The organism is Robinsoniella sp. (assembly GCF_034124845.1).
The window spans coordinates 1-26,857 of the sequence record NZ_JAWYAJ010000392.1 but is presented as its reverse complement, the minus strand read 5'-3'; the positions used below and the strand labels follow the sequence as shown (position 1 = coordinate 26,857).

The following is a 26,857-nucleotide window of genomic DNA, read 5'->3' as shown; positions in this document are numbered from 1 at the left end:
CGTAAATATGCCGGCTAAATTTTATCTGCATACTTCATATGGGGAAGATCAGATTACGGATATGCAGATAAAGTGTGCACATGATACCGGACTTTATGAGGGACTTCAGAAATCCGTATCCAATAAGCAGGAATGTACCAAAGATCAGGGGACGAAAGCAGAGTATCTGGAAACCGTTACACAAGATGGCGAACAGTACCACATTTATAATTTACAGCTTTCCTGCCTGGGTGCCAATCATATGGAAATAACCTATGGAGACGGCAAAAAGACAACCCTGCAGTTTTATGCAATGGACAGCGTGGAGGATGCGCTGGAACTCCATGCAGATTTTGTAACAGAGAAGACACAGGTAAATGCTCCGGGAGAGATTTACGACAAGATCTTTGACGACTGGATGATGGATACAAAGTCTGTCCGCGGCGTATACGAAGGATACTTTGGATGGGGCGATGACTGGGGATTCACCCATGGGGAATATCTGGCGGAAAAGAATGTTTATCAGCCGGTAAAGGAACAGATTACGGCAGTGGATGAATACCTGGATACTTTTATCTGGAACGGACTGATGAAAGAGCACCAGGAAGATTACATGGTAAATGACTGGCTGGACAATGAACCGAACAATACCGGACAGGGCATATACCGCGGTTATGCGTACCCTCATGTGTACAATACGTATTTCTCTATGTACAAAATTGCTGAGAAATATCCGGATATGATTGATTATGCCGAAGATAAGGGAACTTATCTGCTGCGTGCCGCTAATATTTTAAAAGCGCTCTACAGCAAAGGGGTATCTTATAACTGGGATACCGGTCTGATGGGCGAGTCTACTACACCTGATATTCTTGCAGCATTAGAAGCGGAAGGATATTATGAAGAGGCTTCAGACATAACCGAAATCATGAAGACAAAATATAATAAATTTAAAGGAAATAAATACCCATACGGTTCCGAGTATGCTTATGACAATACCGGAGAAGAAGCGGTATACACCCTTGCAAAATTAAATGACAACACCGATATGATGAGCAAAATTGACTTAAAGACCAGGGCTTGCCGCGGTCTGCAGCCAATCTGGTACCACTATGGAAACCCTACCACTATCTGTGGTGAAAACTGGTGGAACTTCCAGTATACGGCTTCGCTTGCCGGTTATTGTATGGATGACTGGTTAAGGCTTCAGGACAACGGTATGACAGATACCGAAATGGCGGATGCAGCTCGTGTGAACTACGCAGGAAAGCTTGCAAACCTTACCTGTATAAATTCCGGACAGATAGATGCAGACCCGGAAAATATCGGTACAGTATCATGGACTTACCAGTCTGAACTTGGACATTCCGGCGGACAGGGAACCGGCGGCGGAAATATCCATAACGGATGGCGCCAGATGTCCGGAGAAGCAGATACCGGCTTATTCGGTGCACTGCGTATTCTGTCTTCAGACGTAACCACAGACAATATCTTTGGATTATTTGGTTATGGATGTGAAGTGACGGAAGATGGCGGATTCTATCAGGTAAAACCTTTAGACGGTGTTTATACAAGACTGAACTTTATCAATCAGAAGCTTTCCATTGAACTGGACAGAGATCAGTATTCACAGGCAAAGGTAAGTAAGGACAGCAACTATGTGGAACTGAATATCAGAAACATGGAAGTATCCAAGCATGAATCCGATATTGAATTTACAGGATTAAAACCGGGATCTTATCAGGTCAAAGTAGATGGTAAAGTAACTGGCAGCTTCCAGTATATCGGAGAAACAACCCTGGTATCCGTTCCGCTTCCGGCGGCTGAGACAGCACGTGTTGTAATTGAAGAAGGGGAGCCTCTGGAAAATACCGCTCCTGTTGTGGATGCAGGTAAAGACTTAAATGTATATTTATCCGATACTTACCGTCTGGAAGGTTCTGCAAAAGATGACGGATATCCGGATATGACGCTTACCAGCCTGTGGGAAGTGACTTCCAAACCAGAAGGCGCTAACGTTACCATTGCAAATCCCGATAAGCTGATTTCCGGCATTACGGCAGATAAGGCAGGCACATACCAGCTGAAACTGACTGTGAGCGATGGGGCATTAAGTACAGAAGACACCTTAACCCTTGTGGTTAAAGAGGATGAAAAGTTACCGGAAGTTCTTGCAGATTATGAATTTGAAGAAGTAGATGTGTTAAAAAGAGTTGTAAAGGATTCTTCAGAAGCGGGAAATGATGCAGAAGCAATCAGCAAGCCGGCAGTGACGGAAGGCAGAGAAGGAAATGCAGTTCAATTAACCGGTACTTACTGCGGATATGTAAGGCTGCCCTCCTCCTTAACCAGGAATGTGGATGACTGCACGATTCTGGCTGATATTAAATTAACCGCAGCCCAGGGAAGCGGGGCGAGAATATTCCAGTTTGGAGATACCAGCGGAAAGCGTCTGTATGTCTCCTTTGAAGGAAAAAATGAATTAGTAATAGGTGTAACCGATACAAAGACAAATAAAACGGCAGAGCACAAGACCGGAATCAAACTGGGCACCGGGTTCTGGAAAAATATTGCTTTAACCATGGAAGACCAGACACTTGTCTTATATGTGGATGGGGAAGCAGTTTATACACTGGATGACTGTGGATTTACCCTGGCTGATTTAGGGGATGTGCAGATGAATTATATCGGAAGGTCCGATAATAAGCAGTCCGCGTTCCTGAATGGTCTGGTTGATAACTTTACCGTGAAATCCAAAGCCATGACAGCCGAAGAATTAGCAGATGCATATGCACCTGCAGAACAAGCAAAACCGGTTTCTGCTGAAGTGGGAAGTTATGTAACGGTTGTAGGAAAAGCACCACTGCTACCGGAAACCTTACGCGTGCTGTATGACAATGGCATTTATAAGGATTCTAAAGTGACCTGGGAAGCTGTTTCAGAGGATAAATACAGCAAGGCAGGAAGTTTTAAGGTAAACGGAACAGTAGAAGGCATGGAACAGCCTGTGCAGGCATCGGTATTTGTTATGGATGGGGAAGAGACTAATCTGGCATCCGCAGCAAAAGCTACGGCAATTATTAACTCCGTACAGGACTTGGGCGGCGTGGCAGGATTAAACGATGGGTTTGAGCCGGCATCTTCCGGTGATACCAGCCATGGCGTATGGCATAACTGGTTAGGTAACCAGGGCGGGGAAGCCTGGGTTCAGTACAACTGGGACAAAGAAATCATGATCACGGCATCAGACGCTTATTACTTCAAAGACGGCGGCGGAAACTTTGCACCGGTAAGTGTGAAATACGAATATCTCCAGAGTGATGGAAGCTGGCAGCCGTTTACCAATGTGGATGGACTGGGCGTTTCTCTTAATAAGTATAATAAAACCACATTTGACCCGGTAATGACAAAGGCAATCCGCATGACTATGACACCGGAGAAACTGGGCTGTGGCGTAATCGAGTGGAAGGTATACGGATATCAGGTTGATACGCAGCCGTCAGCAGACAAAACAGAATTAAAGAAAGCAGTGGAACTGGCTGGAACAAAAGCAGCATATTACTATACAGCAGAGACCTGGAGTACATTTGCAGATGTATTGGAAGAAGCAGAGAATCTGCTGACAGATGAAACCGCTGTTCAGGATGATATTGATACCATGCTGGCAAAACTCCTTGAGGCTAAGGATGCTTTGGAAATTATGCCGGGTGCAGTCAGCGTGAATCTGGCACCACAGGCAGAAGCTTTGGCAAGCGTCGGTCAAGCACAGGCTGTAAAAGACGGTATCGATCCTGTAAATTCTTCTGACTCATCAAAGGGAGTTTGGGACAGCAGTGAGGAAGCGGGCACAGAAGCCTGGGTTCAGTATGATTTTGAAGAGCTTGTAAGAATTGACAGCACGGATATTTATTATTATCTGGACGGTGAAACGGTAATGCTTCCAAAAGAAGCGCTGATCGAATACCTGAACGATGAAGGAACATGGACAGAAGTTCAGAAAGTAACTGAAAATAAAGAAAACCAGTACAATACGGTGACATTTAAAAAACCGGTACTGGCAACAGCAATTCGTGTAACCATGGAGCCACAGGATCAAAATGCGGCAGTGGGTATCATCGAATGGAAGGTCTCCGGCGAACTGGTAAGTTCCCAGGGTGTTAATAAAAAGAACCTGAGAAATATTCTGGATATAGCCAATACCAGGGCAGAAGCCAGATATACCTCAGAAAGCTGGGCGGTATTTGCAGAAGCACTGGGTAATGCACAGAATCTGGTTAACCAGGGCGGACTGACCCAGGATGAAATTAATGCTGCATTTGATACACTTTATAATGCAGTAAATGCACTGGAGGCAGTAGAGCAGACACCGGAAATAAGAAATGCAGCGCCTGAGGCAGCAGCATCCGCAAACATTAACAGTCCAAATGATTTAGGCGGCGTAGATAAAATGAAGGATGGATATGATCCGGCTTCCTCTATGGATAAATCAAATGGAACATGGCATAACTGGGGCCAGGAGGGGAAAGAGGCCTGGGTACAGTATGATTGGGACAGCCTTCAGGAAATTCACAGTATTCATGTATATTACTTTACAGACGGAGGCGGTATTCTTCTTCCGGAAGAGTCAAAATTCGAGTATTTAGGAGAAGATGGACAGTGGTATACAATTGACACGGTTACGGAAAATGTACCGGACGCATACAACAGCCTGACCCTGGAAACTCCGGTAATGGCTAAGGCATTAAAGATCACAATGCAGCCGGTAGTGGAAGAAAGCGGTCTGCATGGAGTTGGAATTATTGAGTGGCAGGTAATGGCTATGACCGGAATGGGAGAAACTGTCATTACATCCGAACTGAAAGGCTTAATCGCGGCGGCTTTGAGAAAATCTGCAGCCGATTATACCCAGCTTGGCTGGAACCAGTTACAGACAGCAGTAAGTCAGGCAAAGGATACTTTAGGCAAAGAAAATGTAACACAGGAAGAGATTGATGCAGCAGCAAAAGCATTACAGGAGGCAATGATTATCCGGGAAGATCCGGTAGTTCCGGTGGATAAAAAAGAACTGAACAACCTGATTGCCCTTGCCGAAAGCAAACTGTCCGGGAACTATACCAAAGAAAGTCTGGATACACTTAAAAAAGCATTAGAAAATGCTAAAAAAACAGCAGCAGACGAAAAGGCAGTTCAGAAGGATGTGGATCAGGCAAGAGTTTCACTGGAAGCAGCCATCGCAGGATTAAAAGTAAAAGAAGATCCAAAGCCGGTTGTAAACAAGGCAGAATTACAGAAGGTGATCAATTCCTATGCCGGACTGAAATCATCTGACTACACCACTACAAGCTGGTCTGCATACTTAAAAGTATTAAATAATGCTAAGATGGTAAACCTGGATGTAAATGCGACGCAAAAAGAGGTGGATACTGCATTATCTATGCTGCAGCAGGCATACAAAGCCCTGGTAAAAGCCCCTGTGGTCAAACCGGTGCCGAAAAAGAATGCAGTCGTAACAGTTGGGAATGCAAAATACAAGGTAACAAAATCATCCAGTAAAAATGGTACCGTAATGTATGTAAAACCAACGAAAAAGACCTTTAAAAAGGTTACCATACCAGCGACGGTTAAGATCAACGGCTATACCTTTAAAGTAACCCAGATAGCTAAAAAAGCATTTTACAAGAATACAAAACTCCAGAGTGTAACAATTGGAAAATATGTGACAAACATTGGACCAAGTGCATTCCGGGATTGTAAAAAGCTGAAATCCGTTGTAATCGGAGCAAGCGTAAAGCGTATTGAGAAGTATGCATTTATGAATGATAAGAATCTGAAAAAGATTAAGATTGTAAGCAAGAATTTAAAAACCATTCAAAAGAAGGCGTTTACCAATATTTATAGTAAGGCTGAGTTTAAGGTACCGTCGAAGAAGTTGAAGAATTATAAGGAACATCTTTTAAAGCGGGGCGTGAAAACAACTGCTAAGTTTAAAAAGTTATAATTTTTAGAGAAAGTATTGAATGTAGAATGAATGGTTAGGAAGTGCCAGAGTTTTTCTTTAGGGAAGGACTCTGGCACTTCTTTCTTTTATGCGGAAAGATCATAAATAACGTAAAAACATCTCAAAAAAGTAATATAAAATAATTTATAGAAAAAAATGCAACTTAATATTGACAATGGTGACTGGCTGATATATAATAAACATACTTCTTACAGATAATTGTTTTATATTAGCTGTATGAGATGGCTTTTTCTTGAGAATTCTTTACTTTCATAGTCAGATCGACTATATTTCCTTGGTGTTTTTTAATTAGTATTTAACAATTTAAGGGGGCGATTACATTATATGTGATTTCAAAATTTATGGATCTTTTGATTATATGATTGGTATGTTTAAAAGAGGTGAGAAATGAAGGAAGTTGAATTTCTATGCCTTCTATGCCTGGCGGCAATGGCTGTCATACTGGATTTATGGAAAGGGAAGATTCCGAATCTGCTGACTTTCGCGGGGGTTGCAGCAGGTGGGACATTTCAGGCCATTCATATAGGATATATGGGAATTCTTTTGTTTTTAGGAGGGGTGGGAACACCGCTGCTGGTTTTAGGTGCCCTTTATTACTTTAGAATGATTGGCGCGGGAGACATAAAGCTGTTCTGTGCATTAGGAGGTTTTTTAGGAGCGATTAAGATTTTAACCTGTATTCTCATTGCATTTCTTGTGGGGGCAGGAATATCAGTAATACTGATTCTATGGCGACGTAATCTGTGGAGCCGTCTTACATATTTCTATGATTATATCAGCAATTATTTTCATCTAAAAAAGTGGATGCCATATCGAAGGGATGAGGATGTGGACAGCCATATGCATTTTTCTATACCAATACTAATCAGTATTATTTTATATATAGGAGGTTTTTATTGAAGAAAAATATTTTTGCAGTATGTGATTTGGAAGCAGCGTATGCTTATAATCTAATGGAATATATGAATATTAAGCAAAATACGCCATTTGAAGTGCAGGCATTTACTAATGTAAAAAGTCTTGGTATTTTTGCCAAAGAGCATGAAATTGAAATGCTATTAATTTCTGCTCAGGCTATGTGCGAAGAAGTCAAAACGCTTAATATCGGACGGATTATGATCTTATCCGAGGGGGAATTGATACAGGAGTTAGCGGAATACCCGACTGTCTACAAATACCAGTCTTCTGATAATCTCATAGCAGAGGTTATGGGGTATTATGCCAACCAGAACGTAAGGGTTAACCCATTGGCGTTATTGAAAAAGGATGTGGAGATCATAGGGGTTTATTCACCCGTTAAGAGGACGCTGAAAACATCGTTTGCACTGACCCTGGGCCAGATACTGGCTAAAAAAAGAGCTGTATTATATTTGAATCTGGAGGATTATGCCGGGTTTGAAACCCTTATGGGAAAGGAATTTGCAGCAGACATATCAGACCTTATGTATTTTGTGAGGCAGGGGAGCGGCAACCTGGTCTATAAGCTGGACAGTATGGTGCAGAGCATTTCGAATCTGGACTACATACCGCCTGCTTTTTCCCCAATGGATCTCAGAAATGTGGAGTATGAGGAGTGGATGAAGCTCTTGGGAGATATTATTAACTTTAGCTCTTACGATACCATTATTTTGGATATCGGGGAACAGATTGATGAGGTCTTCCGTCTGCTCAAGCAGTGCAGGAAAATTTATATGCCAGTAAGGGAGGACAGTGTATCTCTGGCTAAACTGGATCATTATGAAAAAGTGCTGCGTATGTGGGACTGTGAAGATATTCTGGAACGAACAAGAAAACTGAAACTGCCTTTTCACAGCAGCTTCGGACCCAGAGATCACTATGTGGAACAACTCATGTGGGGGGAACTGGGAGACTATGTCAGAAAGTTAATTAATGAGGAAGAAAATGATGAAAGAGGACCGGGACCAGTTCCAAATCCTTCGTAAGCGTCTTCTTGAAAAGCTGGAGAATGCAGGAAGCCTTAGTGATGAAGAAATAATTGAGAAGATTAATGAAATAATTATTGAAGCAGGCAGAGAATTTTATCTGAGCCTGAAAAGAAAGGAAGAGCTGCAAAAGGAGCTGTTTAATTCCATAAGAAAGCTGGACATCCTCCAGGAACTTATTGATGATGATACGATTACGGAGGTTATGGTAAATGGTACCGAAGGTATCTTTATAGAAAAAAATGGAAGGCTTATGAAATGGGATAAAAATTTTTGTACCCGGCAAAAGATTGAGGATCTGGTTCAATCTATTGCGGCAAAAAGCAACCGTATTGTGAATGAAACCGTCCCAATTGCAGATGCCAGATTAGAAAATGGTGCCAGGGTAAATATCGTATTGCCTCCGGCAGCCATAAATGGTCCCATTATTACCATCCGGCAGTTTCCCTCACATCCCATTCAAATAGAAGAATTAATTGCATGGAATGCTGTCACGGAAGAGGCAGCTGAATTTCTAAGACAGCTGGTCATTGCCGGCTACAACATCTTTATCAGTGGGGGTACCGGATCCGGGAAGACCACATTTCTGAATGCACTGTCGAATTTTATCCCCAAAGAGGAAAGAATTATAACCATTGAAGATAATGCGGAACTACAGCTGCAGGGAGTAAAGAATCTGGTGAGAATGGAGGCGAGAAAGGGAAATACCCAGGGCGAGCATGAGATAACGATAAGAGATTTGATTAAATCCAGTTTGAGAATGAGGCCGGATCGAATTTTGGTTGGCGAGGTGCGGGGAGAAGAGGCACTGGATATGCTCCAGGCTCTCAATTCCGGGCATGATGGATCACTCAGTACCGGGCATGGAAACAGTCCAAGGGACATGCTTGCCAGATTAGAGACAATGGTTTTGCTGGGAGTATCGCTGCCGGTGTCTGCAATCCGAAGGCAGATTGCTTCCGGAATAGATATTATGATTCACCTGGGAAGGCTGCGGGATAAAAGCAGAAAGGTATTAGAGATAATTGAAATAGTGGGTTACCGATATGAGACAGAGGAAATTTTGACAAAGGTACTGTATGAATTTGAAGAGAACGGCACAAACAGGGATCAGGTTATTGGAAAACTGGTGAAAAAAAGTACGTTAACGGATACCAGAAAATTAGTGCAGCGGGGAATTTCTATCGAATAGAAGATTTAAGAGAATAGCGAAAGATACGAGAAAATATAAGTAAATTTAAAAATAGCAGACAGGAAAAAACATTCTGAGGCAGGTAAAAGGCAGTAGGAAAGGAGGGGGACAATGAACTATAACAAATATAATTTTACAGAAAAGCAGTGGGTGTTGCAGATTCTGCTTTATGTTGCAATAGATGGGATTGTAAGCATCCTATTTTATCGCTCCTTTCTTGCATTTATTTTATTTCTTCCTGGTTTTTTCTTTTTCTTAAAGCAAAGGAAAGCGGATTATATTGCAGCAGGAAAAAAAGAGCTCAGCCAACAGTTTTTGACGGGTATACAGGCGGTATCTGCTGCATTAGCTGCGGGTTACTCGGTTGAGAATGCTTTTGAGGAGGCGCTGGAGGATATGGATCGGGTATTCGAGAAAGAAGATAAGATTATAAAAGAGTTTACCTATATCAGGAACCAGCTAAGGTTGAATAACACCCTGGAAAGCTTATTGCTGGATCTTGCTAAGCGGAGCAGAATTGAGGAAATAGAAAATTTTGCAGAGGTATTTTGCGCAGCAAAAAGATCAGGTGGAGACTTGATTGCTATTATACGCAATACCATTTTATGTATCAGTCAGAAAGAAGAGACGAAGATGGAAATTGAAACATGTCTGTCAGCCAAGCGTTTGGAACAGAAAATTATGAGTGGAGTTCCATTTCTGATATTAATCTATGTAGGGGCAGCGTCTCCCGGCTTTTTAGATGTGATGTATTACAATCCGGCAGGAATCTGCATCATGAGTCTTTGTTTAGTGGTCTATGTGGCTGCCTATATGTGGGGAAAGAAAATCGTGGATATTGAGGTGTAGCTTATGGTGTTATGTTGGGGAATGTTAGCTGTATTTGGCGTTTTATTCGCAGTGGCATCTGCCGTTAAAATTCCGGAAGACTTGGATGTTAAGAAACTTATGATACCTTTTTATAAAATAAGTATTTTTATATTGGGATTATTTCCAAAGAGGGGACGCTTGCTGGTTAAAAAAAGAGTAGAAAAGGATCTGGAGGCGGTCTGCAGTGGTAAAAGGGTGGATGTTCAGAATTACTATATAGAAAAACTGGCACTGGGGATATGTATTGTGTTTATCGGAACGGGATGTTCCCTGGGAGCGCAGGTTCTTATGGAGTCTGAACAATCTTTAAAGGATGGAAAGATACTGGAGCGTCCCGGCTATGGGGAAGAGAATCTGGAAACAAGCCTTCGGGCGAAAATTGAGGGTTTAGAGGATACTTCTGATGTTTCATTTGAACTGGGGGCACAGCAGTACAGAACGGAACAAAAACAGGAATTTATAACTCAGGCGATTGCCCGGATGGAAACAATTATACTGGGAGAAAACAAATCCCTGGATGAAGTGCGGACACGATTGAATTTGCCACAGACCATTCTCGAAGAAAAAGTTCGTGCAGATTGGGAACTGGACCCATTAGAAGTAGTGGATGAAGACGGATATATTATAGGGGATATCCCGGAAGAGGGGATTCTGGTAAAGCTGACGGCAAATCTTAAGTGCTATGGTGAAAAGGGTGAATTTTGTACTTATGCCAGGGTAATGCCGCCAGTCTATACAAAAGAAGAAGAATTACATGTTCAGTTACAAAAAGAAATTCAACAGGTTAATGAAGAAGGCGCAGAAGAGGGTGCGATAGAGCTCCCCGGGCATGTAGACGGAAAGAAAGTTGAATGGTCTGAAAATCCATCGGAAGTAGCCGGGTTTCTCTGTATGGCAGCTATTGTAGCAGGAATCTGCATTTATATAGGAAAGGATACAGAATTACATAAACTTGCTGAAGAACGAAGCAGACAGATGGCAATGGATTATCCGGATGTATTATTTAAACTATCCATGCTGCTGGGAGCAGGATTGACATTAAAAGCAGCATTTTCCAAAGTTGCCACGGAATATGAAAAAAATAAGAATTCCAGGCATAAGCGGTATGCCTATGAAGAAATGGCAGCTGCCTGCCGCAAAATGGAGATGGGAATGTCGGAGACCGCAGCTTATGAAGACTTTGGCAACCGATGTCAGGAGATCAGATATGTAAAACTGGGGTCACTGCTTGCACAGAATCTGAGAAAAGGCTCTAATGGACTTATGGAAATACTGCAGAACGAAGCACTGGCTTCAATGGAAGAGAGAAAACAAATGGCGAAACGGCTTGGAGAAGCTGCGGGGACGAAAATGCTTCTTCCAATGGGTATGATGCTGGTTATTGTTTTAGTTATCTTAATGGTACCTGCAGTGATGTCTTTTTAGATTCCTTTCAAACAGGCTCAAGAGCCTGTTTGAAAATTCATTCCTGCCATCTGCACGCCTCACTTAGCGGCATATTTGCCCCGAATTCAGGTTACGTAGCCCGCTACGCGCCCTTCATCCGGGACAAATCTCCCACAAAGTGTGACGCACAGCTGCCAGAAAGCAATTTTAAAACAGGCTCTGGCCGGGAAAGGAGGTGAGCAGTATGAACCATGTCAGAGATTTTATCCGGGAAGAAGATGGCATTGGGGTAGTTGAGATTATTCTTATTCTGGTGGTCTTAATCGGTCTCGTCATTATCTTTAAAAAACAACTAACCAGTCTGGTTAAAAGCATTTTCAGCAAGATAACAAGCCAAAGCAATGGAATCTAAAGTGTGAGTACCGAACAAAAGAAAAAGAATGTTCGGAAGAATGTTCGGATAACGAAATGAAAGGGGAGTATAAAATGGGGTGTCACAGACCAAAGGGAGCAATCACGGTATTCTTAAGTCTGGTAAGTGTATTGTTTTTATCCCTGATTTGTACACTGGCTGAGTCGGCAAGGACACAGGGAGCCAGGGTGAAAGCGGAAGCTGTCTTAAATATGGGCTTATTTTCAATATTTGGAGAGTATGAAAAAAAGCTTCTGAAACAATACGATGTATTATTTTTGGATGGGGCTTATGGAAGCGGTGCCTGTCATACAGATAAGGTCAGGCTTCGGATGGAGGATTTCATGTCTTATAATATCAATCCGGGTAAAGGGTTTTCAGGCAGTACCTTTGATCCGCTGAAATTACAGCTAGAGGAAAGCGATATAAAAGGCATTGTGCTGGCGACAGATGAGAAAGGGGAACCGTTTTACCAGCAGGCAGTTACCTTTATGAAAGATAATCTGGGTACCGAAATCCTGAACAAACTAAAAACAGATTCAGATAAAGCCAAAGAGCAGGAGGAGGCTCAAAAGCTATATGAAAAAAGTGATGAAAATAACGTAAAGCAGCTGGAAGACCTTAAGAAACAGGAAGAGGAAAGAATCGAGCAGGAAGCAGAAAACAATAGCAGCGATGCGCAGACAGATGCAGAAATGCCTGGAACACCGGAAGAAGTACCTGCACCGGTTGAGAATCCACTGGAAATTATTAAGAAGGTGAAGGAAATGGGAATCTTAGCATTAGTTCTCAAGGACCCGGATTCGTTATCTCAAAAAGCAGTTGACCTGTCGTCCGTACCATCGGGGCGCAGCCTTGAGAAGGGAAATCTTCCTATTATAAAGGAGCAGAGTGGTCTGAGTGGGGATGTCCTGTTTCAGGAATATCTGTTAGAGCATTTCTCTTACATGACAGACCAAAAGAAGAAAGGAGCACTGGATTATCAGTTAGAGTATATATTGTGCGGTAAAGGGAGCGACCAGGAGAACTTAAAGGGCGTTGTGAACCGGCTGCTCTTGCTGCGAGAAGGGAGCAATTTTCTATATGCGTTATCAAATCAGGAAATGCAGGCACAGGCAGGTGCTTTGGCAGCCGCTATTGTGGGCGTATTTGCAGTACCAGGACTTGTGACAGTTACAAAAATGGCATTATTGCTGGCATGGGCATATGGAGAAAGCCTATTGGATGTGCGCACTTTACTGTCAGGCGGGAAGGTAGCATTAGAGAAAAGGGCTGATACCTGGAAACTTTCCCTGGAAAACCTGGGGAGAATACCAGAACTTCTGCAGGAAGATGGTAATTCGGATCAAAAAGGGCTGACTTATCCGGAGTATTTAAGAATGCTGCTTTTTACCGGAAAAAAGGCGCAATATCCTATGCGGGGGCTTGATCTGATAGAAGCAAACTTAAGAATGGAAGACAGTACAAAAAACTTTCGGGCAGATGCCTGTATGGATCAGATACAGGTAAAAACGAGATGGACAATTCCCCCTCTGTTTATGAAAGTATCCGGGGCATTTATGGGAGTCGGTGGAGAAACAGGGAAGTATGAGGCGGAAGGGAGTTTTTCTTATTAGTGAAATCAAAATATACAAGACAAATGAAAGTGAGGTGGATAAGGATGTTCTTCCGCTGTAAGAAACCCAACAGTAACCAATATAAGAATGAAAAAAGAAACAATAATCAAAATAAAATAAGAAAGGTAAAAAACTCTCTCCCGGCAATGATGCATAAAACAATCAATGACAACGGAAGAATGTCCTTATCTGCCTTACGTAAGGCGAGTCTCACTATAGAAGCGGCGATGTCTCTGCCACTGTTTTTATTTGCTATGATATCGGTTCTATACTTTATTCAGATCGTAGATATATCAGTACGCCTGACCGGAGCAATATGTGAAACCAGCAATGAAATGGCAGTATATGCATATGTAAAAGAAGCCGGAAAACTACAGGGCGGGGGAATTTCAGATATCATTACCGGAGGATTATCTGCTGCTTATGCAAAAAGCAAAGTAAAGACCAGAGGGAGGCTGGAAGAAAACCGGGGCAGCCTCAGCCTGTTAAGGTCCTCCTTTCTAAAAGAAGGCCAGATGATAGATTTGGCAGGTACATATCAGGTTAAGTATCCAGTAACCCTATTGCCCATAAAACAAATGAAGATAGCTGTACGTGGAAGAGTAAGAGCGTGGACCGGCAGGGACGGCGTCAATGGTGACGGCAGTGCAGAAGGTGAAGGGGCACTGGTTCTGGTAACAGTGAACGGACAGGTTTATCACAAAGATCCGGAATGTACTCATATAAAGTTATCGATTAAACCAGTAGATAAAGATTCAGTAGAACACCTCAGAAATGAAGCCGGAGGTAAATACTATCCCTGCGGACAGTGCAGAGGCGGAAGTAATACGGTATATATAACGGATACCGGAGATAAATATCATTCTTCCCTGGGATGCAGTGGGTTAAAGAGAGGTATTTTATTGGTTCCCATGTCAGAGGTTACGGACTGGCAGCCTTGCTCCAGGTGTGGGCAGTAAGGCTTGGCTGCTTGTATAGGCTGGAAAATGATTGTTTAAAGAAAGGTATGCTATGAATAAGGCAGGTTTATTAGTGTTTTTGATCATCAGTGCGGGCATTGATATCAAACGAAAAGAAGTATCAATAGTATTAACCGGAATTTTTGCGGCGGCGGCTGTCATCTGGAATCTTACCCATGAGGAATTACCGATGATGATCTGGATTTGTGGAATCATACCAGGGTTATTACTGCTAGCTGCCGGTTGGGCTACCAGGGGAGCTGTTGGAAGCGGGGATGGTTTTGTAATTGGAGTCTGTGGTTTATTTTTAGGGGTATGGGCAAATATGGAACTGCTGTTGATTGCACTTTTTCTGGCAGCCCTGTACAGTATGGTGTTAATTGTATTTAAGAGGGTAAAAAGGAATCATACCATTGCGTTTATACCGTGTGTTTTGCTAAGCTATGTAATTATGTTGGCGGTTGCCGGAGTTGAGGTGTGTTAAGGTGTGGAAGAGAAAAAAAGGAAGTTATACAGTGGAAGCTGCCATGCTGATGAGTATCTTAATACCTGTTTTTATTGGCATAATTTATCTGGGATTTTATCTTCATGACAAAGCGTTGCTGGAAGGTGCTGCATTGGAAACTGTACTGTATGCGGGGCTTCATAATGCGGATGATAAGAATGACAAGGGGGGAGAATTACGGGCAGGGGAGCTGGTAAAAGACAGGCTGCTGGGTACCAGAAAAATAAAAAGTTCTGTTTCTAAAGGGAAAGACCGTGTAACGGTAGAATATAGCGGAAGGTTTTCTGTCCCGGGACTTGTGGTCTCTTATTTTACGGGTAAGGAACTTAGAATAAACGTTAAAAAAGAATATTCATTAAAGCGACCGGGTGACACCATACGCAAAGTAAAAGGTTTGCAGAGGCTGTTGGAGAAGGGGGAAAATTAATGCAGGTGAGTTATAAGAGGGATATGAATCATAATTATCTGATTTTGGAACCGGAAGAACAGATATATGGGAATGAATATCAGATCCGAATGCTATCCATAAACGATATACGAGGTCTGTTAAAGTGCAATATGAAAAAAATGGATGGTAATGTTTATTTTTACTATGAAGTCACATCAAGGCAGTCGTTGGAACGTATTTTCGAAAAGAGTACCATGACCATGGATGATATTAAAATTCTACTGCTTGGGGTGAAATCTTCCATTGAAAATGTTGCAGCTTACCTGTTAGAACCAGATCGTGTATTGTTAGATCCAGCCTATATCTATATGGATATCGAAACGAAAGAGCCTTGTCTCTGTTACCTACCTTCTTATAAAGGTAAAATCACTAATTCTTTTAAGGAGCTGGCAGAGTTTATACTGAAGAGATTAGATCATAATGATCCCGGTGCGGTTGCCCTGGGTTATGATATTTACAGGCAGACAACAGAAGAAAACTTTAGTATAGAGCAGATCATTCAAAGCGTTTACCGTCAGCAGACATCTTCTGACTTAAGGTTATTGGGAAACCCGGATCAGGCAGGACAGCCGGTACATCCAGTACAGTCTGGTGTGAACACCGGATTAGTACCGGATATGCCTAAGATACAAGCCGGCCAGAACGGAAAACTGGAAGATAGTCCCATTGTTGATACTACAGACCCTGAGCTAAAAAGGCAGATGAAGGTAGAGAAGGAAGAAGGTAGAATAAAAAAAGAGGCAGAGCTTAAGAAAAATAAAGGTAAAGAAGTTAAAAAGCATAATGAGGTTAAAGAAAGGGGGGATAGAAGTGTACATTATAATAGGAAGAAACACGTTAAAACAGAAGACAGCAGTAACCAGACAAGAAACAGTTTTAACATTTGGAAGAAGGCCAACTTTAAATTAAACATCTTTATAATCGCTGCAGCGGTATTAGCCATTGTGGGTATATTTGCAGCAGGAAGCTATTTCCAGGCAGATATGACACAACTGGGGGGAGTCGTTTTTTTCATATTGGGCGGGGTGGGCTATCTGATCTCCCTTATAAATAGGAAGAAACCCAGTAAAAACGAAAAGCAAAGGAATGGAAAGCGGGATTCTGAAGTGGTAAAAGAGTTTATGGAAGATGGTAAAAAGAATTCAGATATAGACTTAGAGGATGAGCCAGAGTATGGTACAAAGGCCCCCCAGTCATCAATATTGTCAGTGCAAACAGATATGCAGGAAGATGATCAGGAGAAGCCGGAGGAGCACATCGGACAAACTACAATTCTCTGTGAAAATGAAGAGCTTAAAAAATTATGTTTTATCAGTATGGAACCTCACCTAAGGGGGAATATTCTCTTATATGAGGAAGCGCTGTATATAGGGAAGATGAAGTCTAAGGTGGATGTACAGATAGATCTTCCGGTTGTCAGCCGGGTACATGCTAAGATCTGGAAGGAAGACGGTGTATTTTATGTTATGGATCTAAACTCTATGAATGGGACCTTTCTCAATAGGGAAAGACTGGAAGCTAATGAAAAACGTGAAATCAGACCCTCGGATGAAGTGGCTTTTGCCACTGCTTCTTATTATATAGGAAGATAAGCATTTATCTGAGAGGAAAAATAAAAGCTTAAGTGTTAAATTTAGCAGAACTTACCTGGGATTGGTTGCAGAACCGGATGGGTTATGATAAGATAACCTCAGAAAACAGGTGAACTTAATGGAGGAAAATAGATGAATATTATAGGAATCATTGGAGCAATGGATGTAGAAGTAGATGCGCTGAAAAAGGAAATGGAAAATAAAACGGTTACCGTTAAAGCAGGCATGGAATTCTGCCAGGGAATCTTAAAAGGACAAAACGTTGTGATAGTAAGAAGTGGAATAGGCAAGGTAAATGCAGCGGTATGTACACAGATCTTAGTAGATGTCTTCCATATAACCAGAGTAATTAATACGGGTATAGCAGGATCACTGAATGCAGGGATCGATATTGGGGATGTGGTGATTGCCACAGATCTCGTACATCATGATATGGATGCTACAAATTTTGGTTATCCCTTAGGACAGATCCCGCAGCTGGATGTATTTGCTTTTGAGTCAGATAAAGAGATTTCAGAAATAGCAGCGAAAGCATGCCTGGAAGCCAATCCGGATATTCACGTCTTCCGGGGAAGAATCGTAAGCGGGGACCAGTTTATCAGTAATAAAGAAGTAAAGAACAGAATCACGGATAACTTTGAAGCGTATTGTACCGAGATGGAGGGCGCGGCAATTGCGCAAACTGCATATCTGAATAAGATACCGTTTGCAGTGATCCGGGCAATTTCCGATAAGTCGGATGACAGTGCTACCATGGACTATCCCACATTTGAAGCGAAAGCAGCACAGCATAGTGTAAATCTTGTGAATAAGCTGATGGAAGCTTTGGCATAAGTCAGTTTGGCGGGGGAGAGGAAACCCGAACCATTCTTTGATGCAGCACATTGCACCTGCAGAATGGTTCAATCCCCTGCTGGGAGTACCCAATGTGATCTGCCGCTAGCTGGAATGCACAGCTGCCAGCCCTTGTTATAATAAAATTTCACCCAGATCAAAAAAAATTTTATTTTTATCTGCGTAAATCTTCGCCAGTCAATTCATATATTTTTTTAACATTTCTAAAGCCCTCTCCAAACTGCCTTCGAACCGCTAAAATAAATGGATTTCACGAATTCTGATCAAGGCAAAATGTGTTATTTCAAAGTGAAATTGAAGTGCCTGACATGAACCCCAAAATCGCAAAAACCCCCGTAAATAAGCCGTTTCCGAGGTTTTTTTGTCGAACGATTCTGCTTTACAAATTATTTTTTGTGGGCTATGATGGCGGTACAAATCAGAAAGGTGAAGGGGGATCACAATGATAAGGTCTATCTTACAACAAAACATGTTATTTTACGCAATGGCAGCAATCTGTATTTTGGGGGTAATCAGTCAACTAGTATTAAATATTCTATATGACAGACTGATACGGGATGCAGAAAACTACACAGAAGCGAAAGGCAAGTTTATGAAGCGATTACGACAACAGTACGTCGCGAGTAAACGGTTAAATGAAGGGTTAACCAATACATCAGTCTTTGTAAAGAAAAGCATCTATGAATATCAGTGCATTGGTATGAGTCTACACCAGTGGCGCCGTATGGGAGGCACCGCACTTGTTCTATGCTTAGGTATAGCCGGGGCAGGTTATCTGCTGGCAGGTGCCCAGAACTTTGCAGCAAACATTGTACAGAATTATCTATGGGCCGGCGGAGGAGCGCTATTGCTTCTATTAGGAACCCAGGCGGTAATTGATGTTGGATATAAAAACAGGTATTTGCAGGTACAGTTGGAAGATTACCTGGCAAATTCCGGAATAGGACATGCCTACAAGGAGGTGGATCTATCATCACTATCTGAAAGCGAGAAGAAACAGGAGCCGGTAGCAGAGGCAGATTCAGTAAAAGAGAAAGAAAAGACGCCGATATCACCGCTAGGGGTGAAAAAGCGGCCAGTGAGGCCGCTAGAGAGCAAGGCGCAAAAAGATAAGCGTGAATTAAAACAGAATCTGGCAAGAATAAAGGAGGGGTTAGATGAAACTGCGGCAGAGCGTGAGCATAGCAAGGAGCGGAACACGGAAATCCTAAAACAAATGGATCCAGCGGAACAGGAACGAGTCATAAGGGAGGTGCTAAAGGAATTTTTGTCTTGATTAAGTGTAGTACATTTGGTAGAATGATGGATAAGAACATATAAAACACGCAAAGAAGGAGTGAATATCATGGGAAATAAAGTAACGTTTGATTATTCAAAAGTAGCTGGATTTATTGGCGAAAACGAAGTAGAAGCAATGAAGAATATAGTTGCGGCTGCCAAGGACACGCTGGTATCAAAGACAGGTGCGGGGAATGATTTCCTGGGATGGATTGATTTACCTGTAGATTATGACAAGGAAGAGTTTGGAAGAATTGAGAAGTCAGCGGAAAAAATTCAGGGAGACAGTGAGGTGCTGCTGGTCATTGGTATCGGCGGATCCTATCTTGGTGCCAGAGCGGCAATCGAATTTTTACGCCACAGCTTTTATAATATGGTTTCAAAGGAAATCCGTAAGACACCGGAGATTTATTATGTAGGAAACAGCATCAGCAGCACCTATTTAAAGCATTTAATCGATGTTATCGGGGACAGAGATTTTTCTGTAAACATTATATCAAAATCAGGTACCACTACTGAACCAGCAATTGCGTTCCGTATTTTTAAAGAAATGCTGGAAAAGAAATACGGCAAGGCAGAAGCAGCCAAGAGAATCTATGCTACAACGGACAAGGCCAGAGGGGCCCTTAAAAACCTGGCTACCGAAGAAGGTTATGAAAGCTTCGTAGTTCCGGATGATGTAGGCGGACGTTTCTCCGTATTAACCGCAGTAGGCTTGCTTCCTATCGCAGTAAGTGGAGCAGATATTAAGAAGTTGATGGAGGGCGCTGCGTCCGGAAGACAGCGCGCTCTGGAAGCTGATTTTGACGAAAATGATGCATTACAGTATGCAGCAATCCGTAATATCCTGTTAAGAAAAGGCAAATCAGTAGAGATATTAGCCAACTATGAACCAAGCTTACACTACGTATCTGAATGGTGGAAACAATTATATGGCGAAAGTGAAGGAAAAGACCAAAAGGGAATATTCCCTGCAAGCGTAGATCTCACTACAGATCTCCATTCCATGGGTCAGTTTATCCAGGACGGCAGCCGTATCATGTTCGAAACAGTATTGAATGTAGAAGAGTCACAGTGTGAGTTAAAAATCGGGGAAGAGCCGGTAGATTTAGATGGCCTCAATTATCTTGCAGGACAAACTGTGGATTTTGTAAATAAAAGTGCAATGAATGGAACGATTCTTGCCCATACGGATGGGAATGTACCAAATCTGATGGTAACCATTCCGAAGCAGGATGAGTTTTCCTTAGGTGAGCTGTTCTATTTCTTCGAATTTGCATGTGGTGTCAGCGGCTACACATTGGGAGTGAATCCTTTCAATCAGCCGGGTGTCGAAAGCTACAAGAAGAATATGTTTGCGTTACTTGGAAAACCAGGATTTGAAAAAGAAAGAGAAGAATTGTTAAAACGTTTATAGAAGTGATTTTTATCGAGGTATTAAGAAAGGTATTTAGCCGCAGTCTGCGGCAGATGATGTTAAAATAGATTAGAAGCAGCTATTTTGTAACAATTAGTATTTTTAAGATAGAAGTTCATAGATATAGGTTTTAATTAGTGCGATTCCGGGGATAAGTGGGCCTAATTCTAGATATGGTTCACAAAATCAGGAAATCTGCATAAATTCATATAGAAGGGGGCTGCCTTGTGTTACATAAGGTGGCCTTTTTCCGATGGATTTTATATGGGTTCAGGTAAACGCAGGAGGTAGAGCGATCGGAAAGGGTAAACATAATGATGAAAACAATGATAAATACAATGAAGAAAACAATGATGAAAATCGTGATACTAGAAGGTAAAACAATAGGCAATGATATGGATCTGTCCTGTTTTAATGAACTTGGGCAGGTAACGGTCTATGAGACGACCCAGGAATATGAGGTAGCACAAAGGGTAAAAGATGCAGATATTGTAATAATGAATAAAGTCCCTATGAATAGGGGGAATCTTAACAACGCCACAAATCTGAAAATGATTGCAGTAACAGCAACCGGTTATAATGTGCTGGATAAGGAGTATCTGGATTCCAGAAATATAACAGTAGCCAATGTGGCGGGATACTCTACAAATGCAGTTGCTCAACATACAATTGCCATGGCGTTGTTTTTATTACATAAATTAAGTTATTATGATCAATATGTAAAAAGCGGGGAATATGTGAAAAGTGAACTGTTTACCCATTTTGGGGAGCAGATTTATGAACTGGAAGGCAAGAACTGGGGGATTATCGGATTGGGGGCAATCGGCAGAAGAACTGCCAGAATAGCGGACGCCCTTGGCTGTCATATTATTTATTACTCCACTTCCGGTAGAAATAAGGATGCTGTTTATGAGCAGGTAGAATTTGATTCCCTGCTGCAGAGATCTGATATTATCTCCGTGCACGCACCGCTTAACAAGGACACAGAGAATCTACTGAATTTACAGGCATTTGAAAAAATGAAAAAGACAGCAATTCTGTTAAATGTAGCAAGGGGACCTATTGTAAATGAAAAAGATCTTGCAAAAGCATTAAAGGAGGGGATGATTGGAGGCGCCGGGCTGGATGTCCTGACAGAAGAGCCCATGGATAGGGACAATCCGCTGCTTGATATCCAGGATAGCAGGAAATTACTTATAACTCCGCATATTGGGTGGATCAGCAGGGAGGCAAGAGAGAGGCTGATGAACGAGGTTTATTTAAATATTAAAGCATTTCAGAGCGGAGAGAAGCGGAATGTGGTTTGATTTTAAATATATAAGATAAGGTTTGCTTTAGTTTGTTGATGTTTAATTTGGTTCACTGTTATTAACATATGTTTTCTGTGATCATATCGACAATTAATCATTACAAAACCAGCGATTTATGATAAAATAAACGAAAAGAGATTTGCACAGACCAGAAATGTTAAGATCAAAGTAATGCAGCATACCAGGAACGATATGGAACTGGAATGTATGCTGATTCAACTTGACCGCAGACAGATAGATCAACTAAAATCCAGGTGATTATTGATCAGTATTTGGAGTTATTATGTAAGAATCAAATGGATAAGCTATACAAAAAGCTATGATTTACCGTGGAGGATGTGTTGGAGGCTTTGAAGGTAATCAAGTTATTAAACCCAAAACTGGGAAACAGCTTCTATACCGGTGTAACGCTGTCATATATTATTCCGGATATAACAGTGGTTAAATTAAGTGGATATTACGAAATTTTTCTATACGAATACATGTACCACAAGAGTCTTCATAAATACTTCCTATAGTCAACTGCTGAAAAAAGAAACAGATCAGGAAACAAAGGACTATGTTAAGTCAAAATTAAAATAGGCAGAATGGATTAGAGAATGTATTACACAACGTAATACGATTCAGGTGGTGTAGTGTATTGTCGACCTTCAGGAGGATTTTTTTGCCTGTGGCAAAGGGCTAAAAGCTAGCGGCAGAAGACAAGACAAAACCATTCAGTAACCAGATGATTAAAGATATGCTGGTGGCAGTGAGATTAAAGATTTCCCGGAGAATGGTTCCGGGATGCTTGTGGTAGAAAAAATTTTGTTATAATTTAAATTATTAATCAATTGATTCTAAAGACAAGGGAGAAGAGATTATGAAAAAAAATATTGTACTTTTATGGTTATTTTTAGCATATTTAATGTTATGTGGACTAACTGTAACAGCAAAAGAAAGTTCAGAAAGCACTTGGGTATATCATTTAAGATATGATTATGATTCCGGTAAGACGATAATCGAAAATCTTGACTGGAAAAATACAGATAAAATTCCCCTCAATATAAATATTCCAAAAAGTATTGATGGGTATGAGGTAAAATCTTTAAGCAATTTATTTTATAAAAAGATATCTGATAAGGTACAAAGCATAAATATAGATGCTGAAATTGATATCCTTCCAGCAAATGCTTTTAAAGATAAAAAAAATTTGGTTTCTGTTCAGCTTCCTGACACTATTACTGCAATAGAAAATGGAGCATTTAATAATTGTCAAAGTCTTGTTTCAATAAATCTTCCTAATAGATTAATCTCTTTAGGTATATATGCTTTTAGCAATTGTAAAGCACTAAATAAAATAAAAATCCCTGTTGGTGTTCAGTCTATTCAAGAATATACATTTGAAAATTGTAAATCACTTACAGCAGTTGATTTGTCAAATGTGATAAATATAGAAACTGCTTCTTTTGCAGGATGTGAATCTTTGACAGAAATGACATTTCCAGTTACTGTAAAAACATTAAAAGATTACGCATTTGCTGATTGTATAAAACTGAAGAAGGTAATTACTTATGATGATATAATTATTGGAAAGTCATTTCTACGTTGTGCACCGAAGTTAGTTTTTTATGGTAAAACTGGTAGTAATACTGAGATGTTTTGTAAAGCTAATAGCTTTAAGTTTATATCTAATGGTTTGAAAAAGTTTAAAGTTGAGTTTTTTTCTGGATATGAATTAGTAGGCACACAATATGTAGAATATGGGAAGAATGCTTCACCACCAGCAATAAAAAAGAATGGTTACATAGGTTTATGGGGTAATGAATTAAACAATATAAAAAAAGATTGTTCAATTTATGTGAAGTGGGTAAACTCTTTTATCTACGGCAACTATCGTTATATTATACATCAGGGAAATGAAGTTACGTTAGCAGGTGTTGTTAATCCTAAAATATCTAAAGTAGTTATTCCTGATAAAGTTCATTATAACAATACGACCTTTTTAGTAATAAGAATTAAAAATAAAGTATTTAAAAATAATAATTTCATAAAATCGCTTAATATAGGAAATAATATTAAGCAAATAGATTGGGAAGCGTTTTATAAGTGTAAAAATTTATCAAATATTAAATTTGGAAATAGTATAGAGAATATTAATAAGTCAGCTTTTGAAGGATGTATTAATATAAAATCATTGAAGTTTCCAAAATCACTTAAGTCTGTAGGAGACAAAGCATTTGCGGGCAATAAAAAATTAAAATCAGCTAAATTGAATGATAATTTATATGCTATTGGAAATTATATGTTTAAAGATTGTACAGCACTTGAAAAGGTCACTACTGGTAAAAAATTAAAAGCTATATATCCTGGTGCATTTTTAAATTGTAAAAAATTAAGAAGTATTACAGTTCCATCATATGTTTATATAATCTCAGATAAAGCATTTAAAAATTGTAAGAGTTTAAAAAAAATAGTGGTTAAAACAATAAAATTGGATAAGGTTGGTGTGGATGCTCTAAAAAATATAAATAACAGAGCAGTTATTACTGTTCCAAAAAGTAAGTTTAAAGCATATAATATACTTTTCAAATACAAGGGACAAAGAGATACTGTTAAAATTAAATATTTATAGTTTTAATGTTAAAAACGGGAACTTTTTTGGTTCCCGTTTTTAAATATATATGAATTATAGCCCAGATACCATATCTGGGCTATATTCAATATGGCTTTAGCCAGTTGAGCTGGGGTGAGTTTCTCAACAGAGAAAGGAACCCCTGTGAAACAGAAATCCACCTGCTATGCGGGTGGTGTGGCAACTGCTTATAGTAAAAAATCACCTTTCCGTTATAATAAGGTTGTTCAAGCCGCAATTACGAAAGGAAAGGTGATTTTATGGCCAATAAGGCAAACAGTTTATCCCACACGAAGTGGATGTGTAAGTATCACATAGTATTCACACCAAAGTATAGGAGAAAAATCATATACAATCAGTATAAAGAGAGTGTACGGGATATATTGAAACAACTATGTGGATACAAAGGCGTAGAAATATTGGAAGGACATCTGATGCCCAATCATATTCATATGCTGGTGAGCATACCGCTTAAAATAAGTGTATCACAATTTATGGGATACCTCAAAGGAAAAAGTGCGCTAATGATATTCGATAAGCACGCAAATTTAAAATATAAATTTGGAAACAGACATTTCTGGGCAGAGGGATAAATTAAGTATAAAAGAATATGAGGACCCCTTTAAGGGTTAGCCGGTAGTACGACTACCCTTTCAAGGGTGGCGACGAGTCAAGGGCGATGCGGCTTGAACGAATGTGAAAGCCAGCGTCTTTAGGCGCTGGCCGGTAACAGAGGCTTATAGCCTCAGAACAAACCACCCGTTGACGGGTGGTTATGATTGATAAATATAGTTGTCAATGAATTGTAATTAACCTGTTTTAAAATAAAATGTTTATACACACTATTCCTCAATAACATGAATCTCCAAATAATCAAAATCAATCGTTTCAATAAAATTATCCTGATTAAACCGGGCTTTATCATGGCGTTTGAACGCTGCTACTGTTGCGTCCAGCCAGAGCGGTTTACCCAAATCAAATTCATAACAGGCGGCATCCAGGGCATTAAATATTTTATGGGTTCTGGTTTCGCCGGTGTCATCACAGATCACGGTATCCCGCAGCATTTTATTATCTTTAAATATTTTAAACCATATTCGCATCATATAAAAGTGTTTCCTTTCTCGCTGTGCCCGTTAATCATTAAAATAATCATAGATTAGTGAGGACAGGCTGTTAATGTGATTTACAGCTGAATTGGTGGCAGCCAGGTCGGTGGACATAATGCATAGTATGTAATCACAGGCGTTGGAATATACAATGGCAGCATCATTTTCCGAGTTGCTGACCTCGCCTGTCTTATTTGCACTTGTCACGTTTTCCGGGAGTCCCGCGGGTATTTTATAAGTAATTTCCTGATTTAACAGCAGTTCTTCCATGCTTCTTGAAGCAAGGTGGGAGACCAGTTTTCCTTTGTAGATTTTTTCTAAAAGCTTTCCGCAGTCGGCTGGAGAGGTCTGGTTCACCGCATTTTCTACCCAGAGACTGGGATCAGCAAGTCCATTTACCTGTTTGGTATTTTTAAACCCGTTCTTCTGGATAAATTCATTTACCATCTTCATGCCTTCGCTGTGATCTTTGGTGGGTGACAGGGATCGTACCAGTTCATTGGAAGATTCATTGTCACTTACGGTAATCATATCGTTTAACAGACGGTCGATGGTTTCGGTTTTTTCAAGAGTTCCATCTGCAATATGCTGGTATACTGTTCCCATGATGTAAAGCTTAATCAGGCTGGCTGATTCCATGGGATGCTCATTAATGCTGATCACTTCTCCCGTTTTTAAATTTTTCAGGTAAAGCCCCCAGTCTCCTGCAAAGCTGCCAAGCATACTGGTAAGTGTTGCTTCAAATTCTTCCCAGGTCTGCTTTATGGGCAGCTTCTTATGAAGATATAAGGGTGTCAGCCCCGCTTCTTTTCCTACCCGCAGATCAAAAGTCTGGGGAATGGATTTTTTGGAAGGTTCTTCGCTGTATCGGAGAAGATAACTTTCCGGGGAGACAAGGGTTGTTTCAGACTCGGTACTGGATGGTTCTGTTTCCGGAGATGAATTGATAACGGCGGAATCTTTTTTGCTATAAATCTGATATTTGGAATCTGCTGTGGCTTCTTCTGTGGAAACTTTATAGTACTGTGATTCGGATTCATCTTTTGTTGCGGATAGAGTTTCGCTGGTATATTCTACGGCAGAGCCTTTTTCTGTTAAATCATATTCACTGAGTTCAGAGTCCAAGATATCATCGTCTGTATCGTTTGTTTCGTTAGTATCAATGCCGAAATTATCTTCCTGGCTCAAACGCAGTTCCTGCAGCTCGGTAATCTTTTCCGTAATCTGGTCATATATGTGAAGTTCTAAGGTATTTGTTTTCCCATTTTCGCCGGTGGAGAATTCTGAAAAACCGGATGAACTGTCGTTTGTCAGGGACAGAGCGTCCGATTCCTGACCGGAAGCAACCGTGTA

The 26,857-nt window shown here is 40.7% G+C and carries 21 protein-coding genes and 1 pseudogene; 20 read left to right on the top strand and 2 right to left on the bottom strand.

Going from position 1 to position 26,857, the window contains the following annotated elements; translation table 11 throughout:
• The first annotated feature begins 61 nt into the window (after window positions 1-61).
• The 20 genes and pseudogenes from ACH2DQ_RS19600 to tnpA all read left to right on the top strand — a co-directional run.
• On the top strand, window positions 62-5,977 hold the full coding sequence (locus ACH2DQ_RS19600; RefSeq protein ID WP_395027958.1) for a DUF5695 domain-containing protein: 5,916 nt from the start codon (window positions 62-64) through the stop codon (window positions 5,975-5,977).
• A gap of 408 nt (window positions 5,978-6,385) precedes the next feature.
• Entirely contained in the window at window positions 6,386-6,898 is a 513-nt protein-coding gene (locus tag ACH2DQ_RS19595) for a prepilin peptidase (protein ID WP_394912997.1), read from the top strand.
• Window positions 6,895-7,941, top strand: coding sequence for a hypothetical protein (locus ACH2DQ_RS19590; protein ID WP_394912998.1), 1,047 nt, complete (start codon window positions 6,895-6,897; stop codon window positions 7,939-7,941). The genes ACH2DQ_RS19595 and ACH2DQ_RS19590 overlap by 4 nt, the downstream gene beginning before the upstream one ends.
• Window positions 7,889-9,133, top strand: coding sequence for a CpaF family protein (locus tag ACH2DQ_RS19585; protein WP_394912999.1), 1,245 nt, complete (start codon window positions 7,889-7,891; stop codon window positions 9,131-9,133). The genes ACH2DQ_RS19590 and ACH2DQ_RS19585 overlap by 53 nt, the downstream gene beginning before the upstream one ends.
• Window positions 9,134-9,244: 111 nt before the next feature.
• Window positions 9,245-9,982 carry a type II secretion system F family protein gene (locus tag ACH2DQ_RS19580; protein WP_394913000.1) on the top strand — a complete coding sequence of 246 codons (738 nt, stop codon included), beginning with the start codon at window positions 9,245-9,247 and terminating at the stop codon, window positions 9,980-9,982.
• Between the two features lie 3 nt (window positions 9,983-9,985).
• The gene (locus tag ACH2DQ_RS19575; protein WP_394913001.1) at window positions 9,986-11,428 is read left to right on the top strand and encodes a type II secretion system F family protein; all 1,443 of its coding nucleotides are present in this window, start codon (window positions 9,986-9,988) and stop codon (window positions 11,426-11,428) included.
• Window positions 11,429-11,457: 29 nt separating this feature from the next.
• Window positions 11,458-11,628, top strand: coding sequence for a DUF6783 domain-containing protein (locus tag ACH2DQ_RS19570; RefSeq protein WP_394913002.1), 171 nt, complete (start codon window positions 11,458-11,460; stop codon window positions 11,626-11,628).
• Between the two features lie 5 nt (window positions 11,629-11,633).
• Window positions 11,634-11,801, top strand: coding sequence for a Flp1 family type IVb pilin (locus tag ACH2DQ_RS19565; protein ID WP_394913003.1), 168 nt, complete (start codon window positions 11,634-11,636; stop codon window positions 11,799-11,801).
• 74 nt (window positions 11,802-11,875) lie between these two features.
• Complete coding sequence (locus tag ACH2DQ_RS19560; RefSeq protein ID WP_394913004.1) at window positions 11,876-13,417, top strand: DUF5702 domain-containing protein; 1,542 nt, start codon at window positions 11,876-11,878, stop codon at window positions 13,415-13,417.
• Between the two features lie 44 nt (window positions 13,418-13,461).
• Entirely contained in the window at window positions 13,462-14,376 is a 915-nt protein-coding gene (locus tag ACH2DQ_RS19555) for a hypothetical protein (protein WP_394913005.1), read from the top strand.
• A gap of 52 nt (window positions 14,377-14,428) precedes the next feature.
• Complete coding sequence (locus ACH2DQ_RS19550; protein WP_394913006.1) at window positions 14,429-14,860, top strand: prepilin peptidase; 432 nt, start codon at window positions 14,429-14,431, stop codon at window positions 14,858-14,860.
• Window position 14,861: 1 nt separating this feature from the next.
• Window positions 14,862-15,308 (top strand): TadE family protein, encoded by a 447-nt coding sequence (locus ACH2DQ_RS19545; RefSeq protein ID WP_394913007.1) that lies wholly within the window; start codon window positions 14,862-14,864, stop codon window positions 15,306-15,308.
• Window positions 15,308-16,921, top strand: a complete 1,614-nt coding sequence (locus ACH2DQ_RS19540; RefSeq protein WP_394913008.1) for a DUF6382 domain-containing protein — start codon at window positions 15,308-15,310, stop codon at window positions 16,919-16,921. Before ACH2DQ_RS19545 ends, ACH2DQ_RS19540 begins: the two co-directional genes overlap by 1 nt.
• Window positions 16,922-17,053: 132 nt before the next feature.
• A complete protein-coding gene (locus ACH2DQ_RS19535; protein WP_394913009.1) occupies window positions 17,054-17,755 on the top strand; it encodes a 5'-methylthioadenosine/adenosylhomocysteine nucleosidase in 702 nt (233 codons plus the stop codon).
• A 463-nt stretch (window positions 17,756-18,218) separates the two neighbouring features.
• The gene (locus tag ACH2DQ_RS19530) at window positions 18,219-19,052 is read left to right on the top strand and encodes a hypothetical protein (RefSeq protein ID WP_394913010.1); all 834 of its coding nucleotides are present in this window, start codon (window positions 18,219-18,221) and stop codon (window positions 19,050-19,052) included.
• Between the two features lie 69 nt (window positions 19,053-19,121).
• On the top strand, window positions 19,122-20,471 hold the full coding sequence (locus ACH2DQ_RS19525; protein WP_394913011.1) for a glucose-6-phosphate isomerase: 1,350 nt from the start codon (window positions 19,122-19,124) through the stop codon (window positions 20,469-20,471).
• Window positions 20,472-20,824: 353 nt separating this feature from the next.
• Window positions 20,825-21,778, top strand: coding sequence for a D-2-hydroxyacid dehydrogenase (locus tag ACH2DQ_RS19520; protein ID WP_394913052.1), 954 nt, complete (start codon window positions 20,825-20,827; stop codon window positions 21,776-21,778).
• Between the two features lie 332 nt (window positions 21,779-22,110).
• Window positions 22,111-22,299 carry a hypothetical protein gene (locus tag ACH2DQ_RS19515; protein ID WP_395027947.1) on the top strand — a complete coding sequence of 63 codons (189 nt, stop codon included), beginning with the start codon at window positions 22,111-22,113 and terminating at the stop codon, window positions 22,297-22,299.
• Window positions 22,300-22,643: 344 nt separating this feature from the next.
• Complete coding sequence (locus tag ACH2DQ_RS19510) at window positions 22,644-24,395, top strand: leucine-rich repeat domain-containing protein (RefSeq protein WP_394913013.1); 1,752 nt, start codon at window positions 22,644-22,646, stop codon at window positions 24,393-24,395.
• 260 nt (window positions 24,396-24,655) lie between these two features.
• Window positions 24,656-24,985: pseudogene (gene tnpA, locus ACH2DQ_RS19505) on the top strand (IS200/IS605 family transposase); the annotation flags it as partial.
• Between the two features lie 252 nt (window positions 24,986-25,237).
• On the opposite strand, the gene ACH2DQ_RS19500 reads toward tnpA, so the two are convergent.
• Together ACH2DQ_RS19500 and ACH2DQ_RS19495 are read right to left on the bottom strand one after the other, a co-directional pair.
• On the bottom strand, window positions 25,238-25,501 hold the full coding sequence (locus tag ACH2DQ_RS19500; protein ID WP_394913014.1) for a hypothetical protein: 264 nt from the start codon (window positions 25,499-25,501) through the stop codon (window positions 25,238-25,240).
• A gap of 30 nt (window positions 25,502-25,531) precedes the next feature.
• Window positions 25,532-26,857: serine hydrolase (locus tag ACH2DQ_RS19495; RefSeq protein ID WP_395027946.1), on the bottom strand; the 1,326-nt coding region annotated here is incomplete at its 5' end.

What these genes read in the sequence shown, in the direction of transcription:
- ACH2DQ_RS19600 (WP_395027958.1), top strand. Translation starts at nt 62, where the DNA reads ATGCAGATAAAGTGTGCACATGATACCGGACTTTATGAGGGACTTCAG.
- ACH2DQ_RS19595 (WP_394912997.1), top strand. Translation starts at nt 6,386, where the DNA reads ATGAAGGAAGTTGAATTTCTATGCCTTCTATGCCTGGCGGCAATGGCT.
- ACH2DQ_RS19585 (WP_394912999.1), top strand. Translation starts at nt 7,889, where the DNA reads ATGAGGAAGAAAATGATGAAAGAGGACCGGGACCAGTTCCAAATCCTT.
- ACH2DQ_RS19580 (WP_394913000.1), top strand. Translation starts at nt 9,245, where the DNA reads ATGAACTATAACAAATATAATTTTACAGAAAAGCAGTGGGTGTTGCAG.
- ACH2DQ_RS19575 (WP_394913001.1), top strand. Translation starts at nt 9,986, where the DNA reads ATGGTGTTATGTTGGGGAATGTTAGCTGTATTTGGCGTTTTATTCGCA.
- ACH2DQ_RS19565 (WP_394913003.1), top strand. Translation starts at nt 11,634, where the DNA reads ATGAACCATGTCAGAGATTTTATCCGGGAAGAAGATGGCATTGGGGTA.
- ACH2DQ_RS19560 (WP_394913004.1), top strand. Translation starts at nt 11,876, where the DNA reads ATGGGGTGTCACAGACCAAAGGGAGCAATCACGGTATTCTTAAGTCTG.
- ACH2DQ_RS19555 (WP_394913005.1), top strand. Translation starts at nt 13,462, where the DNA reads ATGTTCTTCCGCTGTAAGAAACCCAACAGTAACCAATATAAGAATGAA.
- ACH2DQ_RS19550 (WP_394913006.1), top strand. Translation starts at nt 14,429, where the DNA reads ATGAATAAGGCAGGTTTATTAGTGTTTTTGATCATCAGTGCGGGCATT.
- ACH2DQ_RS19540 (WP_394913008.1), top strand. Translation starts at nt 15,308, where the DNA reads ATGCAGGTGAGTTATAAGAGGGATATGAATCATAATTATCTGATTTTG.
- ACH2DQ_RS19535 (WP_394913009.1), top strand. Translation starts at nt 17,054, where the DNA reads ATGAATATTATAGGAATCATTGGAGCAATGGATGTAGAAGTAGATGCG.
- ACH2DQ_RS19530 (WP_394913010.1), top strand. Translation starts at nt 18,219, where the DNA reads ATGATAAGGTCTATCTTACAACAAAACATGTTATTTTACGCAATGGCA.
- ACH2DQ_RS19525 (WP_394913011.1), top strand. Translation starts at nt 19,122, where the DNA reads ATGGGAAATAAAGTAACGTTTGATTATTCAAAAGTAGCTGGATTTATT.
- ACH2DQ_RS19520 (WP_394913052.1), top strand. Translation starts at nt 20,825, where the DNA reads ATGAAAATCGTGATACTAGAAGGTAAAACAATAGGCAATGATATGGAT.
- ACH2DQ_RS19510 (WP_394913013.1), top strand. Translation starts at nt 22,644, where the DNA reads ATGAAAAAAAATATTGTACTTTTATGGTTATTTTTAGCATATTTAATG.
- ACH2DQ_RS19500 (WP_394913014.1), bottom strand. Translation starts at nt 25,501, where the DNA reads ATGATGCGAATATGGTTTAAAATATTTAAAGATAATAAAATGCTGCGG.